Annotated in this window: 23 protein-coding genes and 1 tRNA gene; 6 read left to right on the forward strand and 18 right to left on the reverse strand. The window is 49.3% G+C overall.

The genetic code is table 11. From position 1 onward, the window contains the following. Positions 1–2 precede the first annotated feature (2 nt). The 18 genes from nuoF to HV832_RS04140 all read right to left on the reverse strand — a co-directional run bounded on the left by nuoF (position 3) and on the right by HV832_RS04140 (position 17053). The gene (gene nuoF, locus HV832_RS04055; protein WP_176802279.1) at positions 3–1298 is read right to left on the reverse strand and encodes an NADH-quinone oxidoreductase subunit NuoF; all 1296 of its coding nucleotides are present in this window, start codon (positions 1296–1298) and stop codon (positions 3–5) included. Next, complete coding sequence (gene nuoE / locus HV832_RS04060) at positions 1298–1786, reverse strand: NADH-quinone oxidoreductase subunit NuoE (RefSeq protein WP_176802280.1); 489 nt, start codon at positions 1784–1786, stop codon at positions 1298–1300. Before nuoE ends, nuoF begins: the two co-directional genes overlap by 1 nt. A gap of 34 nt (positions 1787–1820) precedes the next feature. Beyond that, positions 1821–3074 carry an NADH-quinone oxidoreductase subunit D gene (locus tag HV832_RS04065; RefSeq protein ID WP_176802281.1) on the reverse strand — a complete coding sequence of 418 codons (1254 nt, stop codon included), beginning with the start codon at positions 3072–3074 and terminating at the stop codon, positions 1821–1823. Then, a complete protein-coding gene (locus HV832_RS04070; protein ID WP_176802282.1) occupies positions 3074–3670 on the reverse strand; it encodes an NADH-quinone oxidoreductase subunit C in 597 nt (198 codons plus the stop codon). Before HV832_RS04070 ends, HV832_RS04065 begins: the two co-directional genes overlap by 1 nt. Positions 3671–3699: 29 nt before the next feature. Further along, complete coding sequence (locus tag HV832_RS04075) at positions 3700–4176, reverse strand: NuoB/complex I 20 kDa subunit family protein (RefSeq protein ID WP_176802283.1); 477 nt, start codon at positions 4174–4176, stop codon at positions 3700–3702. Positions 4177–4182: 6 nt separating this feature from the next. Then, positions 4183–4542, reverse strand: a complete 360-nt coding sequence (locus tag HV832_RS04080; protein ID WP_176802284.1) for an NADH-quinone oxidoreductase subunit A — start codon at positions 4540–4542, stop codon at positions 4183–4185. 112 nt (positions 4543–4654) lie between these two features. Continuing rightward, a tRNA-Leu gene (locus tag HV832_RS04085) sits at positions 4655–4739 on the reverse strand. Between the two features lie 84 nt (positions 4740–4823). Further along, a complete protein-coding gene (secG, locus tag HV832_RS04090) occupies positions 4824–5183 on the reverse strand; it encodes a preprotein translocase subunit SecG (RefSeq protein ID WP_176802515.1) in 360 nt (119 codons plus the stop codon). Positions 5184–5227: 44 nt separating this feature from the next. Continuing rightward, a complete protein-coding gene (gene tpiA, locus HV832_RS04095) occupies positions 5228–5977 on the reverse strand; it encodes a triose-phosphate isomerase (protein ID WP_176802285.1) in 750 nt (249 codons plus the stop codon). Positions 5978–6117: 140 nt separating this feature from the next. After that, positions 6118–7104, reverse strand: a complete 987-nt coding sequence (locus HV832_RS04100; RefSeq protein WP_176802286.1) for an NAD(P)H-quinone oxidoreductase — start codon at positions 7102–7104, stop codon at positions 6118–6120. 89 nt (positions 7105–7193) lie between these two features. Then, complete coding sequence (pnp, locus tag HV832_RS04105; protein WP_176802287.1) at positions 7194–9323, reverse strand: polyribonucleotide nucleotidyltransferase; 2130 nt, start codon at positions 9321–9323, stop codon at positions 7194–7196. Between the two features lie 208 nt (positions 9324–9531). Then, positions 9532–9801, reverse strand: a complete 270-nt coding sequence (gene rpsO, locus HV832_RS04110; protein WP_176802288.1) for a 30S ribosomal protein S15 — start codon at positions 9799–9801, stop codon at positions 9532–9534. Positions 9802–9922: 121 nt separating this feature from the next. Next, a complete protein-coding gene (locus tag HV832_RS04115) occupies positions 9923–11461 on the reverse strand; it encodes a 2-isopropylmalate synthase (protein ID WP_176802289.1) in 1539 nt (512 codons plus the stop codon). A 356-nt stretch (positions 11462–11817) separates the two neighbouring features. Then, a complete protein-coding gene (pssA, locus tag HV832_RS04120) occupies positions 11818–12684 on the reverse strand; it encodes a CDP-diacylglycerol--serine O-phosphatidyltransferase (protein WP_176802290.1) in 867 nt (288 codons plus the stop codon). 110 nt (positions 12685–12794) lie between these two features. After that, on the reverse strand, positions 12795–13523 hold the full coding sequence (locus HV832_RS04125) for an SIMPL domain-containing protein (protein WP_176802291.1): 729 nt from the start codon (positions 13521–13523) through the stop codon (positions 12795–12797). Between the two features lie 204 nt (positions 13524–13727). After that, on the reverse strand, positions 13728–14744 hold the full coding sequence (gene ilvC, locus HV832_RS04130) for a ketol-acid reductoisomerase (RefSeq protein ID WP_176802292.1): 1017 nt from the start codon (positions 14742–14744) through the stop codon (positions 13728–13730). 102 nt (positions 14745–14846) lie between these two features. Next, positions 14847–15338 carry an acetolactate synthase small subunit gene (gene ilvN / locus HV832_RS04135; RefSeq protein ID WP_176802293.1) on the reverse strand — a complete coding sequence of 164 codons (492 nt, stop codon included), beginning with the start codon at positions 15336–15338 and terminating at the stop codon, positions 14847–14849. Further along, complete coding sequence (locus tag HV832_RS04140; protein ID WP_176802294.1) at positions 15338–17053, reverse strand: acetolactate synthase 3 catalytic subunit; 1716 nt, start codon at positions 17051–17053, stop codon at positions 15338–15340. Before HV832_RS04140 ends, ilvN begins: the two co-directional genes overlap by 1 nt. 520 nt (positions 17054–17573) lie before the next feature. On the opposite strand from HV832_RS04140, the gene HV832_RS04145 reads away from it, so the two are divergent. The 6 genes from HV832_RS04145 to HV832_RS04170 all read left to right on the forward strand — a co-directional run bounded on the left by HV832_RS04145 (position 17574) and on the right by HV832_RS04170 (position 21048). Beyond that, positions 17574–18146, forward strand: a complete 573-nt coding sequence (locus HV832_RS04145; protein WP_176802295.1) for an RNA polymerase sigma factor — start codon at positions 17574–17576, stop codon at positions 18144–18146. Next, entirely contained in the window at positions 18143–18559 is a 417-nt protein-coding gene (locus HV832_RS04150) for a DUF3619 family protein (RefSeq protein WP_176802296.1), read from the forward strand. Before HV832_RS04145 ends, HV832_RS04150 begins: the two co-directional genes overlap by 4 nt. 2 nt (positions 18560–18561) lie before the next feature. Further along, positions 18562–19224 (forward strand): DUF3106 domain-containing protein, encoded by a 663-nt coding sequence (locus HV832_RS04155; RefSeq protein WP_176802297.1) that lies wholly within the window; start codon positions 18562–18564, stop codon positions 19222–19224. A 1-nt stretch (position 19225) separates the two neighbouring features. After that, positions 19226–19735, forward strand: a complete 510-nt coding sequence (locus HV832_RS04160; protein ID WP_176802298.1) for an RDD family protein — start codon at positions 19226–19228, stop codon at positions 19733–19735. A 63-nt stretch (positions 19736–19798) separates the two neighbouring features. After that, a complete protein-coding gene (locus HV832_RS04165) occupies positions 19799–20470 on the forward strand; it encodes a TetR/AcrR family transcriptional regulator (protein ID WP_176802299.1) in 672 nt (223 codons plus the stop codon). Next, on the forward strand, positions 20467–21048 hold the full coding sequence (locus HV832_RS04170; protein ID WP_176802300.1) for an LOG family protein: 582 nt from the start codon (positions 20467–20469) through the stop codon (positions 21046–21048). Before HV832_RS04165 ends, HV832_RS04170 begins: the two co-directional genes overlap by 4 nt. Positions 21049–21072 lie beyond the last annotated feature (24 nt).

Below are 21072 nucleotides of genomic sequence, written 5' to 3' on the forward strand. Positions count from 1 at the left end.
GCTTACATGTAAGTGGGCACCAAGCAATGCTTATGCTCGATGTGATATTCAAATTCTTCGCGGAAGTTCTTGACGAATGCACGCACGGGCATGGCTGCAGCATCACCCAATGCACAAATTGTTTTGCCCTGAATGTTATCGGCAATGGCATTCAGCATATCGAGATCTTCTGGACGACCCTGCCCATGCTCAATACGATGCACCATGCGATACAACCAGCCAGTTCCTTCACGGCAAGGAGTACATTGTCCGCAAGACTCTTCAAAATAAAAATACGATAAACGCTCAAGGGATTTCACCATACAACGCGTTTCATCCATCACAATCACAGCTCCGGATCCCAACATGGAACCTGCTTTAGCAATGGAATCGTAATCAAGATCAGTATTCATCATGACGTCGCCGACAATCACCGGTGCGGAAGATCCGCCTGGAATCACTGCCTTGATTTTTTTACCGCCACGCATGCCACCAGCCAGTTCAAGCAAGGTAGCAAATGGTGTCCCGAGAGGTATTTCATAATTACCAGGACGCTCTACATCGCCGGAAATTGAGAAGATTTTTGTACCGCCGTTGTTCGGTTTGCCAAGTGCAGCATAATTCTCACCACCCATCGCCAGGATAAATGGGACTGCTGCAAAAGTTTCAGTATTATTGATTGTGGTTGGCTTGCCATATAAACCAAAACTGGCAGGGAATGGCGGCTTGAAACGCGGCTGACCTTTTTTCCCTTCCAGGGATTCGAGCAATGCTGTTTCCTCACCGCAGATGTAGGCGCCATAGCCATGAAATGCGTGCAACTGAAAATTGAACTCGGAGCCGGCAATATTATTACCTAACATCCCTGCAGCACGCGCTTCCTCAAGCGCCTCTTCAAAACGATCGTACTCAGCGAAAATCTCACCGTGGATATAGTTATAGCCGACACTGATACCCATGGCATACGCACCAATCGCCATCCCCTCGATCAGGGCATGCGGATTGTAGCGAATAATATCCCGGTCTTTAAATGTGCCTGGCTCACCTTCATCTGTATTACAGACCAGATATTTCTGCCCTGGAAACTGGCGGGGCATGAAACTCCATTTCAATCCTGTCGGGAAACCCGCACCACCACGTCCACGTAATGAAGATGCTTTTAGCTCGGCAATCACTTGCTCAGGCGGGACTTTTTCGGACAAAATGCGCTTTAAAGATTCGTACCCGCCACGGGCCACGTAATCTTGCAGGTGCCAGTTTTTACCATCCAAGCCTGCCAGAATTAAAGGCTTAATATGGCGATTATGCAGACTCGTCATTATTTACCTGCCTCTTTCAACTCATTGACAAGGCTGTCAATTTTCTCATTCGACATGAAGCTGCACATACGCTTATTATTCACCAGCATCACGGGAGCATCACCGCAAGCGCCCATGCACTCGCCCTCAACCAAGGTGAAATGACCATCAGCCGTCGTTTCTTTGTAATCAATACCTAATTTCTGTTTCAGATGATGTGCGGCACGCTCACCACCAGACAAGGCACAAGGAAGATTCGTACAAACTGAAATTTTGAATTTTCCAACCGGTTTTGTGCTGTACATATTGTAGAAGGTCGCAACCTCCTGGACTGCAACGGCGGGCATTCCGATATAGTCTGCCAGAGTCTGCATGACCTCCGGGGAAACCCAGCCAGTCTCATCCTGTGCAATAGCTAAAGCAGCCATGACAGCGGATTGCCGCTGATCTGCCGGAAACTTTGCCAGTTCACGATCAATTTTTTTAAATGCCTGCTCTGATAACACCATAGCCAATGCCTCGAATCAACGCAAAATCACGTTTTTATCTATCAATCTCACCAAACACAATATCCTGAGTACCGATGATGGTGACAGCATCGGCAATCATGTGACCTTTTGCCATCTCATCCAGACCTTGCAGATGCGCGTACCCAGGTGCACGGATTTTCAAACGATAAGGCTTATTCGCACCATCCGACATCAGATAAATACCAAACTCACCTTTAGGGTGCTCAACAGCAGCGTACGCCTCACCCGCCGGAACATGGAAGCCTTCCGAAAATAGTTTGAAGTGATGAATCAGCTCTTCCATGTTGGACTTCATGTTGACACGATGAGGTGGCGAAACCTTATGGTTACCACTGATCACCGGCCCCTGATTATTTCTCAGCCATTCGATGCATTGCCGGATAATCCGGTTCGATTGACGCATTTCTTCAACCCGGACCAGATAACGGTCATAACTGTCGCCATTGACACCAACAGGGATATCAAAATCGAGCAGATCATAAACTTCGTAAGGCTGCTTTTTACGCAAGTCCCACTCCACACCAGATCCACGCAACATAGGGCCAGTAAAACCCATTGCTTTGGCGCGCTCAGGAGAAACAACACCGATACCAACCAAGCGCTGCTTCCAGATACGATTATCGGTCAGCAGAGTTTCATATTCATCTACGTAACCCGGGAAACGATTTGTGAAGTCTTCAATGAAATCAAGTAAAGAACCCTGACGATTCTCATTCATCTGACGCATTGCCTTTTCATTTTTCAAGGCAGACGTTGTGAACTGTGGCATTTGCTCAGGCAAATCGCGGTAAACACCGCCAGGGCGATAATATGCCGCATGCAAACGTGCACCTGAGACTGCCTCATAGCAATCCATCAGATCTTCGCGTTCGCGGAAGGCATACAAAAATACGGCCATTGCACCGACGTCAAGCGCATGGGCACCAATCCACAGCAAATGATTCAGCAGTCGCGTAATCTCATCAAACATTACGCGGATATACTGAGCGCGCAATGGAACTTCCAACCCCAGCATCTTCTCAATAGCCATGACATAAGCATGCTCATTAGCCATCATGGATACATAATCGAGACGATCCATGTAAGGTACGGATTGCAGGAAAGTTTTTTGTTCCGCCAACTTCTCAGTCGCACGATGAAGCAGACCAATGTGCGGATCGGCACGCTGAATAACTTCACCATCAAGCTCCAGAACCAGGCGCAAAACGCCGTGAGCAGCAGGATGTTGAGGCCCAAAGTTGAGCGTGTAGTTCTTTATCTCAGCCATTATTTCATCCCGTAATTTTCTTCACGGATAACACGTGGTGTATTTTCGCGCGGCTCAACCGTGACCGGCTGATACACAACACGCTTCTGATCAGCGTCATATCGCATCTCAACATAACCAGAAACTGGGAAATCCTTACGGAAAGGGTGTCCAATAAAGCCATAGTCTGTCAGAATCCGACGCAAATCGTTATGGCCATCGAACAAAATACCGAAGAGATCAAACGCCTCACGCTCATACCAGTTTGCGGCATTCCAGACATCACAAACAGATGGAATCAACGGCATATCATCATCAATGGCAAAAACCCTGACCCGCAAACGCCAGTTATGCTCAATCGACAACAAATGGGATACAACCGCAAAGCGGGCGCCCTCCCAAGAACCATCACCATACGAGGAATAATCAACACCACAAAGATCAATCAGCTCTTCGAAACAGGTATCAGAATGATCGCGCAGATCGCGCATAACCGACAGATAGTCAGCAGGAGCAACGACAACAGTCAGCTCATCCAATGCATTCCTTGACTCAAGAACACGACCCCCCAAGACTGACGTAACCGCCGCCTCAAGTTTCTCTAATTTGGTTGTCATAATAAAAGGCTACCCTAACAATCTGACGATCAGCGCGCGATAGTATTCGTACGTTTAATCTTATTCTGCAACTGAATCACCCCATAAATCAGCGCTTCAGCTGTCGGCGGACACCCCGGCACATAAATATCAACCGGAACAATCCGGTCACAACCACGAACAACCGAATACGAATAGTGATAATAACCACCACCATTCGCGCACGATCCCATAGAAATCACCCAACGAGGCTCAGCCATCTGATCATAAACTTTACGCAAAGCCGGCGCCATTTTATTACACAGGGTTCCCGCAACAATCATGACATCGGACTGACGAGGCGAAGGACGAAAGACCACACCAAACCGATCAAGATCATAACGGGATGCACCTGCATGCATCATCTCGACTGCGCAACATGCCAAGCCAAAAGTCATTGGCCACATTGACCCGGTACGCGTCCAATTAATCAGCTTATCAGCAGTCGTAGTAACAAAACCTTCGCTCAATACACCTTCAATAGCCATAATCAATCACTCCCAATCCAGAGCGCCTTTTTTCCAGATGTACCAAAAACCAACTGCAAATTCGAGCACAAAGCCCAGCATAATCAAGAAACCAGACCATCCCAGATCACGCATTGCAACGCCCCAGGGAAAGAAAAACGCCGTCTCAAGATCAAACAGAATAAACAGAATCGCAATCAAATAATAGCGAACATCAAACTTCATACGCGCATCTTCAAATGCTTCGAAGCCACACTCATAGGCAGATGTTTTTTGAGAATCCGGCTTATACGGAGCAAGAATTCGCCCCAACAATTGCGGCACCACACCAACTCCGATGCCAACCAGAATAAAGAGAAGAACTGGGAAATAATTTTCGAGGTTCACGTTAGGCTACCTGTAATTGAACGCCATATGAAGCACACTGTTCACTCCTGATTTACATTCACGATAAACAGCCACTTCCTCGACCAAGCCATAAAATTTTTGGCTTATTTTTTGGTGCCGACGACGAGACTCGAACTCGTACAGCTTTCGCCACTACCCCCTCAAGATAGCGTGTCTACCAATTTCACCACGTCGGCATAAGCCCGATATTCTACTATGTCTAACCTCATTGTTCAACGCACAATTGCGGATATCCAATATTTTTTTACCGGGCAATAAATTTATTTTGGAATCTGATTTCCAGAAGTACCAGATTCAACCGGAGCAGATGCGGGAGCCGCAATAGTTGTTGCAGGCTTGGCGGAAACCGGCAAATTATCCATGACACCACCCGCCACTTTTTTACCAGAACCAACCACGCCCAGCGCAAGAGTTGCACCAAAAAATATGACTGCTGCCACACCCGTGGAACGAGACAAAAAATTTGAAGAGCCAGTTGCACCAAACAAGCTACCAGAAGCGCCAGAACCAAACGAAGCCCCCATGTCCGCACCCTTACCGTGCTGCAACAAAACCAGACCAACAATTGCCAGAGCAGACAAAACCTGAACGACGACTATCAAAGTAAAAAAAGCTTGCATTCCAACACCTAAAAATTTAATCAATCAAAAGAAAACAGCATCAGTCAGACTGCCGCAACAATCGCCAGAAAATCCGCAGACTTCAATGCAGCGCCGCCAATCAGCCCACCATCAATATCCGCCATACACAACAGCTCGGCAGCATTATCGGGCTTCATACTGCCACCATACAAAATACGCACAACATTTGCAGCGGCAGCGTCCCTGACAGTGACCTGCTGACGCAGAAATGCATGAACATCCTGAGCCATCTGCGGTGTCGCAGTTTTCCCTGTACCAATTGCCCACACCGGTTCGTAGGCGATAACGAGACGCGACAACTGCCCCACATCCAAGACATCCAGCACAGCACACAACTGTCCTGCAACCACAGAATTCGTCTGCCCACTTTCACGCTGCTCAAGCGTTTCCCCGACACACAAAACAGGAGTCAGATTATTAGCCAGCGCCTGCAAAACCTTCTGCGCCGTCAACTCATCAGATTCCGCATGATATGCACGCCGCTCAGAATGGCCGATTATCACATACCGGCAAGCGCAGTCTGCCAGCATTGCCGCTGACACTTCACCAGTAAAAGCCCCATGCGGGTGAGCGGATACATCCTGCGCTCCCCAGGCAACAGCACTTTTCGCCAGTATTTCGGCACACTGAGACAAATATGGCGCAGGCGCGCACACCAGAATGTCGCACGCAGGAGTAGTTGACACTCCCGCTAAAATTTCTGAAAGAAGCAAACGGTTTGCGGAAAAACTACCGTTCATTTTCCAGTTACCAGCAATAAGTTTGCGTCGCATAGTAAGCCAAATATAAATAACCGTCTATTGTATCCCGCTGCACAGGAGACGGTCAAACAAGGAAGCAATATACCAACGCCAACAGTAATCGGCACCCGATGGATTGAACCTCATATCAAAGGAAAAACGGGCTCACCCCATCAGACTGGATTGATCTGCAGCATAATTTTTCCGATATGCGTGCCCTCTTCCATCATTTTGTGTGCCAGATCAGCGCGCTCCAGCGGAAAAACATGATGAATGACAGGCACAATCTCCTTTTTTTCAAGCAAAGGCCAGACCCTGGACTGCAATTGGGCGGCAATGGCAGCCTTGAAAGCAGGAGGACGTGGGCGCAACGTAGAACCGGTAATTGTCAATCTTCTCCTTAAAACCTGCCCCAGATCAACTGACGCAGAGGAGCCGCCCAATAGCGCGATAATCACCAGCCGTCCATCATCCGCAAGACAATCAACCTCCTGGGGAACATAGCTCCCGGCAACCATGTCGAGAATAACGTCAACCCCCTTGCCGGCCGTCAACCCCTTTACCACCTCCGGAAATTTCTCAGTTTTATAATTAATCGCACGCTCAGCCCCCAGTTTTTCAGCGGCACGGCATTTTTCATCATTTCCTGCAGTCACAAATACCCGGTGCCCCATTGCTTTTGCAATCTGAATTGCAGCAACACCGATGCCGGAAGTCCCGCCCTGAACCAGCAAAGTTTGTCCCGGTGCAAGTCCTGCACGATCAAACACATTACTCCAGACAGTGAAATAAGTTTCCGGCAGCGATGCCGCCTCAAGCAAACTCAAACCATCAGGTATCCGCAGACATTGCCCTACTGGAGCGACGCAATACTCCGCATATCCACCGCCCTGCACCAGCGCACAAACACGGCTACCTAATTCAAACCCAGAGCCCTCCAGGTCGCCGCCAACAACTTCACCCGACACTTCCAGCCCGGGAATATCCGAGGCGCCAGCAGGAACCGGGTAAAATCCAAGTCTCTGGAGAACATCCGGCCGGTTAACGCCAGCTGCATGTACCCGAATCAAGACCTCACTACGCTGAGGAACAGGAATATCACGCTCACACAAACATAACATTTCTGGTGCTCCGTAAGCACTGATTTCGATCGCCCGCATGATGGCCTCCTGATAAAAAACGATATTTTATGTCAATAAAAAAAGCCCGCGCAATGCGCAGGCTTTTCATCCGAAATACGGAATAATGCTTATTGCTGCTGTTGCTGCTGACCTTCACCATCCGTCAATGCAGCCTTCATCGATAATTTAAAGCGGCCACGATCATCAGTTTCCAATACCTTGACCCGAACCTGCTGACCTTCCTTCAGGTAATCAGCAACGGCATTGACGCGCTCGTTAGCAATCTGGCTGATATGCAGCAAACCATCCTTACCCGGCATGATCTGCACGATGGCACCGAAGTCCAGCAATTTCAGGACAGTCCCCTCATAAATTTTACCAACCTCAACTTCAGCCGTCAGCTCTTCAATGCGGCGCTTCGCTTCCTGACCTGCCGCGGCATCAACAGAAGCAATCGTAACCACACCCTCATCACTGATATCAATCTGAGTACCGGTTTCCTCAGTCAGCGCACGGATAACAGCGCCGCCCTTACCAATCACATCGCGGATTTTTTCCGGATTGATCTTGATCGTAATCAAGCGTGGCGCAAAGTCCGACAATTCCGTGCGAACAACTGGGACAGCCTCCTGCATTTTGCCGAGAATATGAACGCGGCCTTCTTTGGCTTGCGCCAGGGCGACCTGCATAATTTCCTTGGTAATTCCCTGAATCTTGATATCCATCTGCAATGCAGTAATACCTTGGGCAGTACCGGCAACCTTAAAGTCCATATCTCCCAGATGATCTTCATCACCCAGAATATCCGTCAGAACAGCAAATTTATTGCCTTCCTTGATAAGACCCATAGCAATACCAGCCACATGCGCCTTCATCGGCACACCGGCATCCATCAACGCCAGACAACCACCGCAAACAGACGCCATGGATGAAGAACCGTTGGATTCGGTAATCTCAGAAACCAGACGAACAGAGTAGCTGAATTCATCAGCCTCAGGTAAAGCCGCCTGAAGTGCACGCTTAGCCAGACGGCCATGGCCGATTTCGCGACGCTTCGGTGTGCCGACACGACCAGTCTCACCAGTAGCGAAAGGTGGCATATTGTAGTGCAGCATGAAGCGGTCAGAATATTCGCCCATCAGAGCATCGATCTTTTGCTCATCCCGCGCCGTACCAAGAGTGGCAATGACCAACGCCTGGGTTTCACCACGAGTGAACAGTGCAGTACCATGCGTGCGCGGCAACACGCCAGTACGGATCGTAATCGGACGCACGGTACGGGTGTCGCGACCATCAATACGTGGCTCACCTTCGAGAATCTGCGACCGGACAATTTTCGACTCCAGATCAAACAGAATATTTCCAACTTCAGCACCATCAGGTGCTGCCACACCCTGCGCAGCAGCTTGTTCAGCCAACGCCGCACTGACAGTACCCGCCGCCGCCTTCAGTTGCTCGGTACGCGCCTGCTTTTCTTTTGTCTGATAAGCAGAGCGCAACAGTGGTTCGGCAACTGCAGTCACAGCAGAGATCAGCACTTCATTTTTCGGTGCAGGCGACCATTCCACCTCAGGTTTGCCGCCATCACGGACCAGATCATGGATTGCATCAATCACAGCCTTCATCTGCTCATGGCCAAACACTACCGCTCCCAGCATGACTTCTTCTGATAACTGCTGCGCTTCGGATTCAACCATCAGCACTGCCGCTTCAGTACCCGCAACCACCAGATCCATCTGGGAGGATTTCAACTGTGTCGCTGTCGGATTCAGGACATACTGACCGTCAATATAACCAACACGGGCCGCACCTACCGGGCCGTTAAACGGAATGCCGGACAGGCAGATCGCCGCCGAGGCACCGATCATGGAAGCGATATCCGGATCAATTTCAGGATTCACCGACAAAACATGCACGATCACCTGTACTTCGTTCAGATATCCCTCAGGAAATAACGGGCGGATCGGACGATCGATCAGGCGTGACGTCAGCGTTTCTTTCTCCGAAGGACGTCCTTCGCGCTTGAAAAAACCGCCAGGAATACGGCCAGCCGCATAGCTTTTTTCCATGTAATCAACAGTCAGGGGGAAGAAATCCTGACCAGGCTTAGCATCTTTCTTAGCAACAACGGTTGCCAATACAACGGTATCGTCAATCGACACCAGTACAGCACCAGAAGCCTGGCGTGCAATTTCTCCAGTTTCCAGCGTGACTGTATGCTGACCATATTGGAAGGTTTTGGTAACTTTATTAAACACAATGTGTCCTTTCTATTTTGCCGACAGATTTTCAGGCGCTGTCGTTCACCTCACCACAAGCAATCCTGCTGGATCGCTTTTTTGCCGATTTTCAGCGGATTTGCCGAAAATTTTGCCAAAATCAATAACTCTCAGATAAGCAAAAAGCCTGCGACAGAAAACTGACGCAGGCTTTTTGCTATAAATTTTTTGCCAGGTTCAGCAAGAATTACTTACGCAGACCAAGCTTTTCGATCAGAGCGCGATAGCGGTTCAGATCTTTTGCTTTCAAATAAGATAACAGGCTCTTACGACGGTTAACCATCATAATCAAACCACGACGGGAATGATGGTCTTTGGCATGGGCCTTGAAGTGACCATTCAGGTCGTTAATACGCGCTGTCAGCAGGGCAACCTGAACTTCAGGAGAACCGGTATCGTTCTGACCACGGGCATTATCCGCAACAATCGCGGCTTTTGTATTTTTTTCGATAGACATTTTTTTTCCTTTACATGCGATAGCAAGAGTCAAAAACCTCAGCAGCAACCTTCGCTATCGTGAAATAAAATCCCGCCGGAATGACGGGACCCGAGATCATAACATGAAAAATCAAACCAGATCAAATTTGCGGGTTCAGTTTCTCAGCTTTAGATTCCAGCTTATTTAATGCAGACAGATAGGCCTTGGCCGAAGCGACCACGATATCAGGATCAGCGCCAACGCCATTCACGATCCGGCCGGATTTGGATAAGCGCATCGTCACCTCGCCCTGAGATTGTGTTCCTGTGGTGATCGCATTGACGGAAAACAGCAATAACTCTGCACCGCTGCTCACACGAGATTCAATCGCATTCACAATCGCATCTACAGGACCATTACCGTTAGCCTCGCAACTGACTTCCTCTCCTTCCATGGAAAAAACCACCTTGGCGACCGGCAACTCTCCGGTTTCAGAACGTTGTGCCAATGATACGAAATGAAACACATCACTACCGCTGGCCTGCTCTTCGTCGGAAACCAGCGCCAGAATATCTTCATCGAAAATCTCAGATTTACGGTCTGCCAGTTCTTTAAATCGCGTAAAAGCCGCATTTACTTCAGATTCAGAATCCAGCGCAATCCCCAACTCCTCCAGACGCTGTTTAAACGCATTCCGGCCGGATAATTTACCCAAAACAATCTTATTCGCACTCCAGCCGACGTCTTCAGCTCGCATAATTTCATAGGTATCGCGTGCCTTGAGAATACCGTCCTGATGAATTCCGGACGCATGGGCAAACGCATTTGCGCCGACCACTGCCTTATTTGGCTGAACCGCAAAGCCCGTGATCTGGGAAACCAGTTTTGATGCCGGTACGATCTGCGCTGTATCAATTCCCAATTCCAGATTAAAGTAATCTTTACGGGTACGAACCGCCATCACAATTTCTTCCAATGCGGTATTACCAGCCCGCTCACCCAAACCGTTAATGGTGCATTCGACCTGACGCGCACCGCCGATCATCACACCCGCCAGAGAGTTGGCAACTGCCATTCCCAAGTCGTTATGGCAATGCACAGACCAGATTGCCTTGTCGGAGTTCGGAATCCGTTCGCGCAAAGTCTTAAGCATATTTCCGTATAACTCTGGCACACCATATCCGACGGTGTCGGCAAAGTTAATGGTTGTCGCTCCCTTTTTAATCACCGCCTCAATCACCCGGCACAGAAAATCCACCTCGGAACGACTGCCATCTTCGGGACTGAATTCAACATCATCGGTAAAATTCCGGGCAAAACGGACTGCCTGAATCGCCTGCTCCAATACCTGATCAGGGCTCATACGCAGTTTTTTTTCCATATGCAACGGAGAGGTTGCGATAAAAGTATGGATACGCTTTCGTTGCGCCGCCTGTAAAGCCTCAGCAGCCCTTGCGATATCTCGGTCATTTGCCCGCGACAGAGAGCAGATTGTGGAGTCCTTGATCGTTGCCGCAATCGCTCTGATCGCCTCAAAATCACCCGGAGAGGCGGCTGCAAAACCAGCTTCAATCACATCCACTTTCAGGCGCTCCAGTTGTTTCGCGATCCTGATTTTCTCGTCCTTGGTCATGGAAGCGCCCGGAGACTGCTCGCCGTCACGCAACGTGGTATCGAATATGATGAGTTTATCTGTCATGATTTTCTCCTGAAGTTATTTGCGAAAAATGAATGTAGTGAGTGAAAATTCTGAATATTCCCGGGCCAGCCCTTGCAAGACACACACGGGTGGGGAGACTACTCGGATTGTGGGAATGGGGAATTTAGTGCGTTACCGCACTAGCAGGAAAGTCAATAGCACTAGCAGACGAGAAATGTCTGCTGAAGATGCTGCACGAATGGTATTGACTGTAAAGTTCATGCTCATGACTATAAGCGCGAACACAGAAAAGTGCAAGATTTTATGGCAGCAAATTCTGAATTAAATGCTGGTAAAAAAAGAAAAGCCACGTAGTGTTTGGCACCACGTGGCATGACATGAGAAAAAACAGAATTTTATTTTTTCTGATGCCCCTCTTCACTCGTCTGGATAATGCTGACCGGACGCCCTTTTCGCCAACGCCACAACAGAACGACATAACCGGATAAACCGTACAGAACAAACAATCCAAACAATACCTTAGGCGGGTCGCTCACCACGATCACATACACCAACATCACCAGCAACGGTGCCATAAAGGGGACGCTCTTTTTCAGATTGATGTCTTTAAAACTGTAAAACGGAACATTTGTCACCATCGTCAGCCCGGCAAACAATGTAATGCTCCAGGCACTCCAGCGCAGTTCAGCCCCTGCAAAATGCAGATCATCCATCAACAACACAAATCCAGCGACCAGGGCTGCAGCAGCCGGGCTGGGTAACCCCTGAAAATAACGTTTATCGACAATACTGATGTTGGTATTAAATCGCGCCAGACGCAATGCGGCACCGGCACAATAAATAAATGCAGCCAGCCATCCCAGTTTATCCATGCCACGCAACGACCACTCATACACAACCAATGCCGGCGCTGCGCCAAAAGAAATCATGTCTGACAAACTATCGTATTGCGCGCCAAATTCACTCTGTGTATTCGTCATACGCGCCACCCGACCATCAAGACTGTCCAGCACCATCGCAATAAAAATCGCCAGTGCGGACTGGGAAAAACGCTGATCCATCGCCATCACAATCGCATAAAAACCGCAGAACAGCGCAGCGGTAGTGAATGCATTCGGTAATAGATAAATCCCGCGTGCACGTTTTACCGGCTGATCCGGCAAAACCTTTCCGTCAGGATCCACGCGCAAATGTGGTTTACGCACACCTTTCGGGAAAAGTTTGAAACTGCCTTTAGGATGACGTCGGTTAAAAGATGGCATGCGGATACACTCAATAAAAACAGCCCGAACGTGTCGGGCAAAAATCAACATTAATGGGGAAGTATAACCGTGTTTAGATTATTGGAAAACAAACGCCGGCTGGAAAGCGATCACTTGAAATGTACTTTCCCAGTGACACGAATTGTTAATGCTGTGATCCCCGGTTCAAAACTTGGTTCACTCACCGTCGCCTCCACCCGGGAAGCCTTGAGCATCACCGGAGCTACCGCATAACGCTGGATTTCATTCACCGCCCCATCAAAATCCAGAGAATCAATCACCACGTCGCTCGTGTGCTTTCCAATTGTTTCGGTGATCGCACCGAGTTTCTCGGAGAAGTTCCGGTAGCCTGCCTGAATTCTTTCTTTCTCAGCCCGGGCAATCGCCGCGTCCGACAAACCGAACTGAACTCCATTCAATGCCATGATTTTCTGAGCCGCAGCCGCAGTGGCTGGCAACTGCTTTAAATTCACTGTCCTGACTTCCAGATATTGTCCGGTACGCCATCCTGTCAGCACACGCTTACGCGGCTGTCCGGGCGGAATTGCAGCGTCATCGCTGTAAACCGGATAACTATAATAGCCTTTCGTCGACAGCAATGCCTGGGGATCTTCTTTGCGGATTGCTTCCGTACCAGCTTTCATTTTCTGGTTAACCCGCGATGCCGCCGCAGCCTTGTCTTTATCCTGTTCTTCAACAAAGAAACTGACAGTCGCCTGATCATTGTCTATTTTCAGTTCAGCACTACCCGTGACCGTCACTACGGCACCAGTCAGGCTTTGTCCGCACACGGGAAATGCAAACAGCAGGCTACCCGCCAATAAAATCACTTTTTTCATCACTGACTCCTGATACGGTGAATTGAATTTCTCATCAGACAATGATTTCGGGACAAAGTTGCAAGGGATAATTTTTGCGCATATGGGAAATTTTCTATCCTGCCGACAATTCAATCATCCATTCAGACAAACCGAGTCTGAGTCATAATAAAAAACCGCCCAACTGGACGGTTTTTTTACAAAACACATGCATCCAAGAACTGATCAGTTCTTGGATTGATCCACCAGTTTGTTTTTAGCAATCCAAGGCATCATTGCACGCAATTTAGCACCGACCTCTTCAATCTGATGCTCGGCAGTCAGGCGACGGCGGGAGATCAGTGTCGGAGCACCTGCCTTGTTCTCGAGAATAAAGCTTTTTGCATATTCGCCAGTCTGAATGTCTTTCAGGCATTGACGCATCGCATTTTTGGTGTCTTCAGTCACAACACGTGGACCAGTGACATATTCGCCGTATTCTGCATTGTTGGAGATTGAATAATTCATGTTGGCGATACCGCCTTCATAGATCAGATCAACGATCAGCTTCAGTTCATGCAGACATTCGAAGTAAGCCATTTCCGGTGCATAACCGGCTTCAACCAACGTCTCGAAACCAGCTTTAATCAGTTCAACTGTACCACCACACAGAACTGCCTGCTCACCAAACAGATCAGTCTCAGTTTCTTCGCGGAAGTTGGTTTCGATAATGCCGGCACGGCCACCGCCGTTTGCCATCGCGTAGGACAAAGCAATATCACGTGCAGAACCAGATTTATCCTGATACACAGCGATCAGATGAGGCACACCGCCACCCTGCGTGTAAGTACCGCGTACAGTATGACCAGGAGCCTTAGGCGCAATCATGATAACGTCCAGATCAGCACGGGGAACAACCTGACCGTAATGAACGTTGAAACCATGCGCAAATGCCAGCACTGCGCCTTGCTTGGCGTGCGGAGCAACGTTTTCATTATAGACCTGAGCGATATTTTCATCTGGCAGCAAAATCATAATGACGTCAGCTGCTTTCACCGCTTCATTGACTTCAGCGACATTCAGACCGGCATTTTTTGCTTTATCCCAGGAAGCACCGCCTTTACGCAGAGCGACGGTCACTTTGCAGCCGGAATCGTTCAGGTTTTGCGCGTGAGCATGTCCCTGTGAACCGTAACCAATGATGGTGACATTTTTGCCCTTGATCAGGGAGAGATCACAATCTTTATCGTAAAAAACTTTCATTTTATATCCTGTCCGTTAAATAATTTATTTGAATTAATTCTGATAGTTTTTGTTGGCTGACAATTGCTGCATCGTTGTTTGCTACAGCCAGCCCACTACTGCTTACACCTTCAGGATGCGCTCACCACGCCCGATGCCAGAACCACCGGTTCTGACTGTTTCGAGAATTGCAGTACGATCGATCGAGTCAATAAAAGCATCCAGTTTGCTCTTGTTGCCTGTCAATTCGATGGTGTAGGTTTTTTCGGTGACGTCAATGATGCGACCGCGGAAAATATCTGCCGTGCGCTTCATTTCCTCACGCTCCTTGCCTACCGCCCTGACCTTGATCAGCATCAGCTCGCGTTCGATATGCGAGCCTTCAGTCAGATCAACCACTTTCACTACCTCAATCAGGCGATTCAGGTGTTTTGTGATCTGCTCAATGATGTCGTCGGAACCGGAGGTCACGATCGTCATCCGGGACAGTGTTGCATCTTCGGTCGGCGCAACTGTCAGAGTTTCGATGTTATAGCCTCGCGCAGAAAACAAGCCGACTACACGCGACAGGGCGCCAGCTTCGTTTTCAAGGAGAATGGAAATAATATGCCTCATCACAGATCCTCCGAACCGAGCAGCATTTCAGTCAGACCTTTGCCTGCCTTCACCATCGGCCAGACGTTTTCGGTCTGATCGGTAATAAAGTTCATGAATACCAGCCGGTCTTTCATCCCGAATGCTTCACGGACAGCACCGTCCACATCAGCAGGATTTTCGATTTTCATGCCGACATGACCGTAGGCCTCAACCAGCTTGGTGAAGTCAGGTAAGGAATCCATGTACGATTCCGAATAGCGTGAACCATAATCAATCTGCTGCCACTGCCGCACCATGCCGAGAAAGCGGTTATTCAGCAAAATAATTTTCGGGGTCAGATGATACTGTTTGCAGGTTGCCAGTTCCTGGATACACATCTGGATGGAAGCCTCACCGGTAATGCAGGCTACGGTAGCGCCAGGATTTGCCATCTGTACACCCATGGCATACGGCAAACCGACGCCCATGGTTCCAAGTCCGCCAGAATTGATCCAGCGACGTGGTTTATCGAAACGATAGTATTGCGCCGCCCACATCTGGTGCTGACCAACGTCAGAAGTCACGAATGCGTCGCCGTGCGTTACTTCCCAGACTTTCTCTACAACAGACTGCGGTTTGATCACATCGTCCGACACGCTGTATTTCAGGCACTCGCGTCCGCGCCATTCGTTGATCTGCTTCCACCAGGCAGCAAGCGCCTTCTGATCTGGCCGGGTTTCGACAGAATTCAACTGCGACAGCATCTCCTGTAGCACATCCTTCACATTACCCACGATAGGTATATCGACTTTAACCCGCTTGGAAATGGAAGACGGATCAATATCAATGTGAATAATCTTGCGCGGATGCGACGCGAAATGTTTGGGATTGCCAATTACGCGGTCATCAAAACGGGCACCGATTGCAATCAGCACGTCACAATGTTGCATCGCCATGTTGGCTTCATAAGTACCATGCATGCCCGGCATACCAACGAACTTTTCATCGCTGGCGCGGTAAGCACCGAGCCCCATCAGCGTGTTCGTGCAAGGGTAACCCAGTATATCAACCAGCTGATTCAATTCCGGTGCAGCATGCGCCAGAATCACACCGCCACCGGTGTATATCATCGGGCGCTCAGCCTGCAGCAACAATTGCACCGCCTTGCGGATCTGTCCTGCATGACCCTTGTCGACCGGTTTGTAAGAACGCATCTCCACTTCCTTCGGATAGTGGTAGGTGGTCTTGTGCATGCTGATATCTTTCGGGATATCCACCAGCACCGGCCCCGGACGGCCGGTTGTCGCGATAAAGAAGGCTTTTTTAACCGTCTCTGCCAGATCTCGAACGTCTTTGACCAGGAAATTATGCTTGACGCAAGGACGGGTAATTCCAACGGTGTCGCACTCCTGAAAAGCATCCTGGCCGATCACGGCGCTTGGTACTTGTCCGGAAATCACTACCATAGGAATAGAATCCATGTAAGCCGTTGCCAGCCCCGTCACTGCATTGGTGACGCCTGGTCCGGATGTCACAATGGCGACACCGACTTTACTGGAAGAACGGGAATAAGCATCAGCAGCATGAATTGCGGCCTGTTCATGGCGAACCAGCACATGCTGAAACTTGTCCTGATTGAAAATTGCATCGTAGATATAGAGTACTGCACCGCCCGGATATCCGAAAACGTGTTCAACACCCTCTTCGGCCAAACACTTGACCAGTATCTCTGCGCCGGTTAACTCTGAACTCATTATGTTGTCCTTTCAAGGTCCATAGGAAATTGATCGGATGTTCCTTCCTGCGAAACCACGTTGCCGGGCCGGTAAGCTGATATTCCTTTTTGTGCGGGCATATTCCCCTTCACACATCCGTTGGACATGGTTCCAGGCAATACTTGAAGCACTCGTTCAATCAGTGGTAAGGCTTTGCAACGACAGACTTCTCACGCTTATGGCATGGGTCAGAACAAACAGCTAATTAAAGCGCACCTGCCGGGTATAGCATTGTGGGCTATGTCAGTCAGGTATTGGTGCCCCGAGATTTTGAGGCGAGGTCATACGGTACTGCGTCGCAGCATTTTGGTCAAGCGGAATTATTTCAGATCTGATGAAAAATCTGACTGGCAAATGTTTCACGATGACAAAAATGGGGACACAATAAGGTATTTTTGCTAGCATATGCGCAATTTTAAATACCAGCATCCGTCAACGACAATATTCCGGCCTGCGTTTTAAACTTGGCTGGATAAGTAAATAAAGACGATCGCCAACAATGGCTACAGATAAAGAATTATCAAATTTTCTCGAAAATGTAGAAAGACGCGCTTTCAAGCACGCCGTCTACACCGTGAGGAACGAAGAATCCGCCCTGGACATTGTTCAGGAAGCGATGATCAAACTCTCTGAAAAATATGGTGACAAACCTGCCAATGAGCTGCCCATGCTTTTTCAGCGTATTTTACAAAATACGATTCTGGATTTTTTCAGAAGGGAAAAAGTCAGAAATACCTGGGTCAGCCTGTTTTCCAGCATCACCCCTGCGAATAATCAGGAAGACGATAACTTTGATTTACTGGAAAGTTATGCCGCCGAAGAAGGCACCGAAGCAGCCGAATCTACTGCGGACAAAATAGAACGTGAGCAAGTTCTCAATATTATTGACGATGAAATAAAAAAACTACCGGCTCGTCAACGGGAAGCCTTCCTCATGCGTTACTGGGAAGACATGGATGTGGCGGAAACAGCTGCGGCAATGGGCTGCTCTGAAGGCAGCGTCAAAACGCATTGCTCCCGTGCAACTCACGCATTGGCCGCAACACTCAAGGCTAAAGGAATACAGCTATGAACTACTCAAAAGAATCCAGAGATCTCGACTTTGCTTACAAAGTAAGGCGGGCGCTGAATGAATCAGCAGAAAACATCTCCGCTCCGACTCTGGAGCGGCTGGCACAGGCACGCAAACTGGCATTGTCCCGCAAAAAGCAGGAAGCACCGATGGCAGTGCTGGCGCTGAAAAGTGTTTTTGCCGGCAACAACGGATTATCGTTTCAGGGCCCCGGTTCATGGCTTGGCCGCTTAGGCATGTTGCTGCCATTGCTGGTGCTGATTGCGGGTCTGATCGGTATTTACGAATACGAACAGCAGCAGAATCTCAACGAACTCGCCGATATTGATACAGCGGTATTGGTTGATGAGCTGCCTCCGGCTGCCTATGTGGATACAGGCTTCACGGCATACCTGAACAAAGCGGAGGAATAAGCGTGTCGTTCAAAAGCTGGCGTCAGATCGGTCTTTTTCTCGTTATTTCTCTCCTCCTTCCACTGGCGAATGCTGGCGGAAGCGCCGCGCAGCCAGCAACGGCTGCCGTTTCCACCGCACATCCATTCTGGTCCGAACTAACCCCCATTCAAAAACAGGCACTGACTCCTTTAGCTGGCGAATGGGACAAGCTGACAGAGCAACGCAAGAAAAAGTGGCTGGAAATCGCCACCCGCTATGCCAACATGAAACCTGATGAGCAAGCCAGAATGCAGGAAAGAATGCGCGACTGGCTGAAACTGACACCGGAACAACGGATGGCAGCAAGGGAAAATTACGCCAAGGCAACACAAGTCAAGCCTGAGCAAAAATCGGCGCAATGGCAGCAATATCAGCAGTTGAGTCCGGAAGAAAAAAAACGCCTTGCCGATGAGCACGAAAAAAAGAAACGACTGACTAATTTATCGGCTGAATCAATCAGAAATCCGCAGGCATTGCCGCCACTGAAACAAGTGCACAAGCCAACGACCATTAAACCACAGCCGGTGTTTGCTCCTGCCCCTGCAAGCATTACGGCAGCCAGCCTGCCTGTCGTCACGCCACCAGCGCTTCCGGTAGAACCTCTTCCGGCTTCCGCGGCGTCATCCACTCAGACAAGTAAATAAATTGACCGGATTACAAGTACCACTGTTACGCCGCAGACTGATCTGCATGGTCTATGAAGCGATGCTGCTGTTTGGCATCGTTTTTGTTTCCGGATTTATTTTCGATGTCATTACCCAAAGCAGGCACGCACTGATGTTGCGGCACCTCAGGCAATTCTGGCTGTTTCTCGTGATCGGTGCTTATTTTGTATTTTGCTGGAGCCGTTCCGGGCAGACCCTGGCGATGCAGACCTGGCGTATCCGGGTCACTGATCTCGATGGCAGCCGCGTACCGGTGATCAAGGCCGTTGTCCGTTACTGCCTGTCGTGGATGTGGTTTTTACCCGCCATGGCGCTGGATTATCAGTTTGGACTCAAAGAATGGCATATGGTCATTGTCGTGGCTCTGGGCATCGCGGGCTGGGCGCTGACAGCCAGAATGGACAAGGATGGACAGTTTTTGCATGACAGACTGGCAAAAACCCGACTGATTGACGTTCCGGCAGAGACCAGACTGACAACACAGGCATAGCGCAGTTTTGCTGTTGCGCTGAAGGATGTTATTCTTATGAAATAATCTACCGAGAAGAATGACATGCAACACAAAGCTCCTCGCCGCACTCGGGAACGCATCCTCGAATTATCCCTGCGACTGTTCAATGAATTTGGCGAACCGAATATCACCACGACAGTCATCGCCGAAGAAATGAATATTTCTCCCGGCAATCTTTACTACCACTTCCGCAACAAAGATGACATTGTTAATTCCATCTTCACCCAGTTTGAAGCGGAAATTAATAAAAAACTCGCCTTTCCCCAAGGGCGCAAAGCCAATATTCAGGATATCTGGACTTACCTGCATCTGACTTTTGAGCTGGTCTGGCGCTATCGCTTCTTTTACCGCGACCTGAATGACCTGCTATCACGCAATCGCAAACTGGAACTGAATTTCAAAGAGATCCTGTCGCACAAAATCAAAGTCGCCACGGAACTTTGCATCGGTTTGCGTGCAGATGGAGAATTCGAAGCCACGGACATGGATATTGATGCGCTGGCCACCAATATGGTGGTGGTGGCTACATACTGGTTGTCTTACGAATATGTCCGCAATCCGCGTAAATACACCGAATTACAGACCATGTCCGAATCACTGGCACGCGGCTGCTATCAGGTGATCGTGCTGATCAGTCCCTATCTCCGCGGCGACACTAAGCAGGTGTTTGAAAAACTGTCACAAGACTATCTGCGCAAAATTAATCCGGCATGAAGAATATCTGCGTATATTGCGGCTCGTCCCCGGGAATTTCCCCGATCTACGCCGATGCCGCCAGACAGCTTGCCCGCACGCTGGTCAGCCAGCAACTCAATCTAGTCTATGGCGGTGGCAACGTCGGACTCATGGGCATCATTGCGGATGAAGTGATGCTCTGCGGCGGCCATGTCACCGGCGTGATTCCACAGGCATTAATGAATAAAGAAGTCGGCCACCACGGACTGACGCAGTTGCATATCGTGCGCAATATGCATGAGCGCAAGGCCATGATGGCCGAATTATCCGATGCTTTCATTGCCATGCCAGGCGGCATCGGAACACTGGAAGAGCTGTTTGAAATCATGACCTGGGCGCAACTCGGCTTCCATGAAAAACCTGTCGGCCTGCTGAATCCGGCAGGGTTTTATGACGGTTTGCTGCAATTCCTGAATCATACTCAACAACAGGGATTCATGCGCCCAGCGCATCTGGACCTGCTGTTTGCCAGCGACGATCCGCTACAGTTGCTGCAGCATTTCCTTACCTATCAGCCGGTGCATGTCCGCAAATGGGTCGAAAGCCGAGATTTATAAGCTGTATCGCCTGTCGGATTACAG

This window comes from Cognatundibacterium oligocarboniphilum, from assembly GCF_013377855.1.
Lineage (GTDB): Bacteria > Pseudomonadota > Gammaproteobacteria > Burkholderiales > Burkholderiaceae_D > Undibacterium > Undibacterium oligocarboniphilum.

Coding starts and splice junctions, on each gene's coding strand:
- ilvC (WP_176802292.1), bottom strand. CDS start 14,744: ATGAAAGTTTTTTACGATAAAGATTGTGATCTCTCCCTGATCAAGGGC.
- HV832_RS04115 (WP_176802289.1), bottom strand. CDS start 11,461: ATGACAGATAAACTCATCATATTCGATACCACGTTGCGTGACGGCGAG.
- HV832_RS04075 (WP_176802283.1), bottom strand. CDS start 4,176: ATGGCTATTGAAGGTGTATTGAGCGAAGGTTTTGTTACTACGACTGCT.
- HV832_RS04065 (WP_176802281.1), bottom strand. CDS start 3,074: ATGGCTGAGATAAAGAACTACACGCTCAACTTTGGGCCTCAACATCCT.
- HV832_RS04165 (WP_176802299.1), top strand. CDS start 19,799: ATGCAACACAAAGCTCCTCGCCGCACTCGGGAACGCATCCTCGAATTA.
- pssA (WP_176802290.1), bottom strand. CDS start 12,684: ATGCCATCTTTTAACCGACGTCATCCTAAAGGCAGTTTCAAACTTTTC.
- HV832_RS04170 (WP_176802300.1), top strand. CDS start 20,467: ATGAAGAATATCTGCGTATATTGCGGCTCGTCCCCGGGAATTTCCCCG.
- rpsO (WP_176802288.1), bottom strand. CDS start 9,801: ATGTCTATCGAAAAAAATACAAAAGCCGCGATTGTTGCGGATAATGCC.
- nuoF (WP_176802279.1), bottom strand. CDS start 1,298: ATGACGAGTCTGCATAATCGCCATATTAAGCCTTTAATTCTGGCAGGC.
- HV832_RS04145 (WP_176802295.1), top strand. CDS start 17,574: ATGGCTACAGATAAAGAATTATCAAATTTTCTCGAAAATGTAGAAAGA.
- nuoE (WP_176802280.1), bottom strand. CDS start 1,786: ATGGTGTTATCAGAGCAGGCATTTAAAAAAATTGATCGTGAACTGGCA.
- HV832_RS04150 (WP_176802296.1), top strand. CDS start 18,143: ATGAACTACTCAAAAGAATCCAGAGATCTCGACTTTGCTTACAAAGTA.
- HV832_RS04070 (WP_176802282.1), bottom strand. CDS start 3,670: ATGACAACCAAATTAGAGAAACTTGAGGCGGCGGTTACGTCAGTCTTG.
- HV832_RS04140 (WP_176802294.1), bottom strand. CDS start 17,053: ATGAGTTCAGAGTTAACCGGCGCAGAGATACTGGTCAAGTGTTTGGCC.
- secG (WP_176802515.1), bottom strand. CDS start 5,183: ATGCAAGCTTTTTTTACTTTGATAGTCGTCGTTCAGGTTTTGTCTGCT.
- ilvN (WP_176802293.1), bottom strand. CDS start 15,338: ATGAGGCATATTATTTCCATTCTCCTTGAAAACGAAGCTGGCGCCCTG.
- tpiA (WP_176802285.1), bottom strand. CDS start 5,977: ATGCGACGCAAACTTATTGCTGGTAACTGGAAAATGAACGGTAGTTTT.
- HV832_RS04125 (WP_176802291.1), bottom strand. CDS start 13,523: ATGAAAAAAGTGATTTTATTGGCGGGTAGCCTGCTGTTTGCATTTCCC.
- HV832_RS04100 (WP_176802286.1), bottom strand. CDS start 7,104: ATGCGGGCGATCGAAATCAGTGCTTACGGAGCACCAGAAATGTTATGT.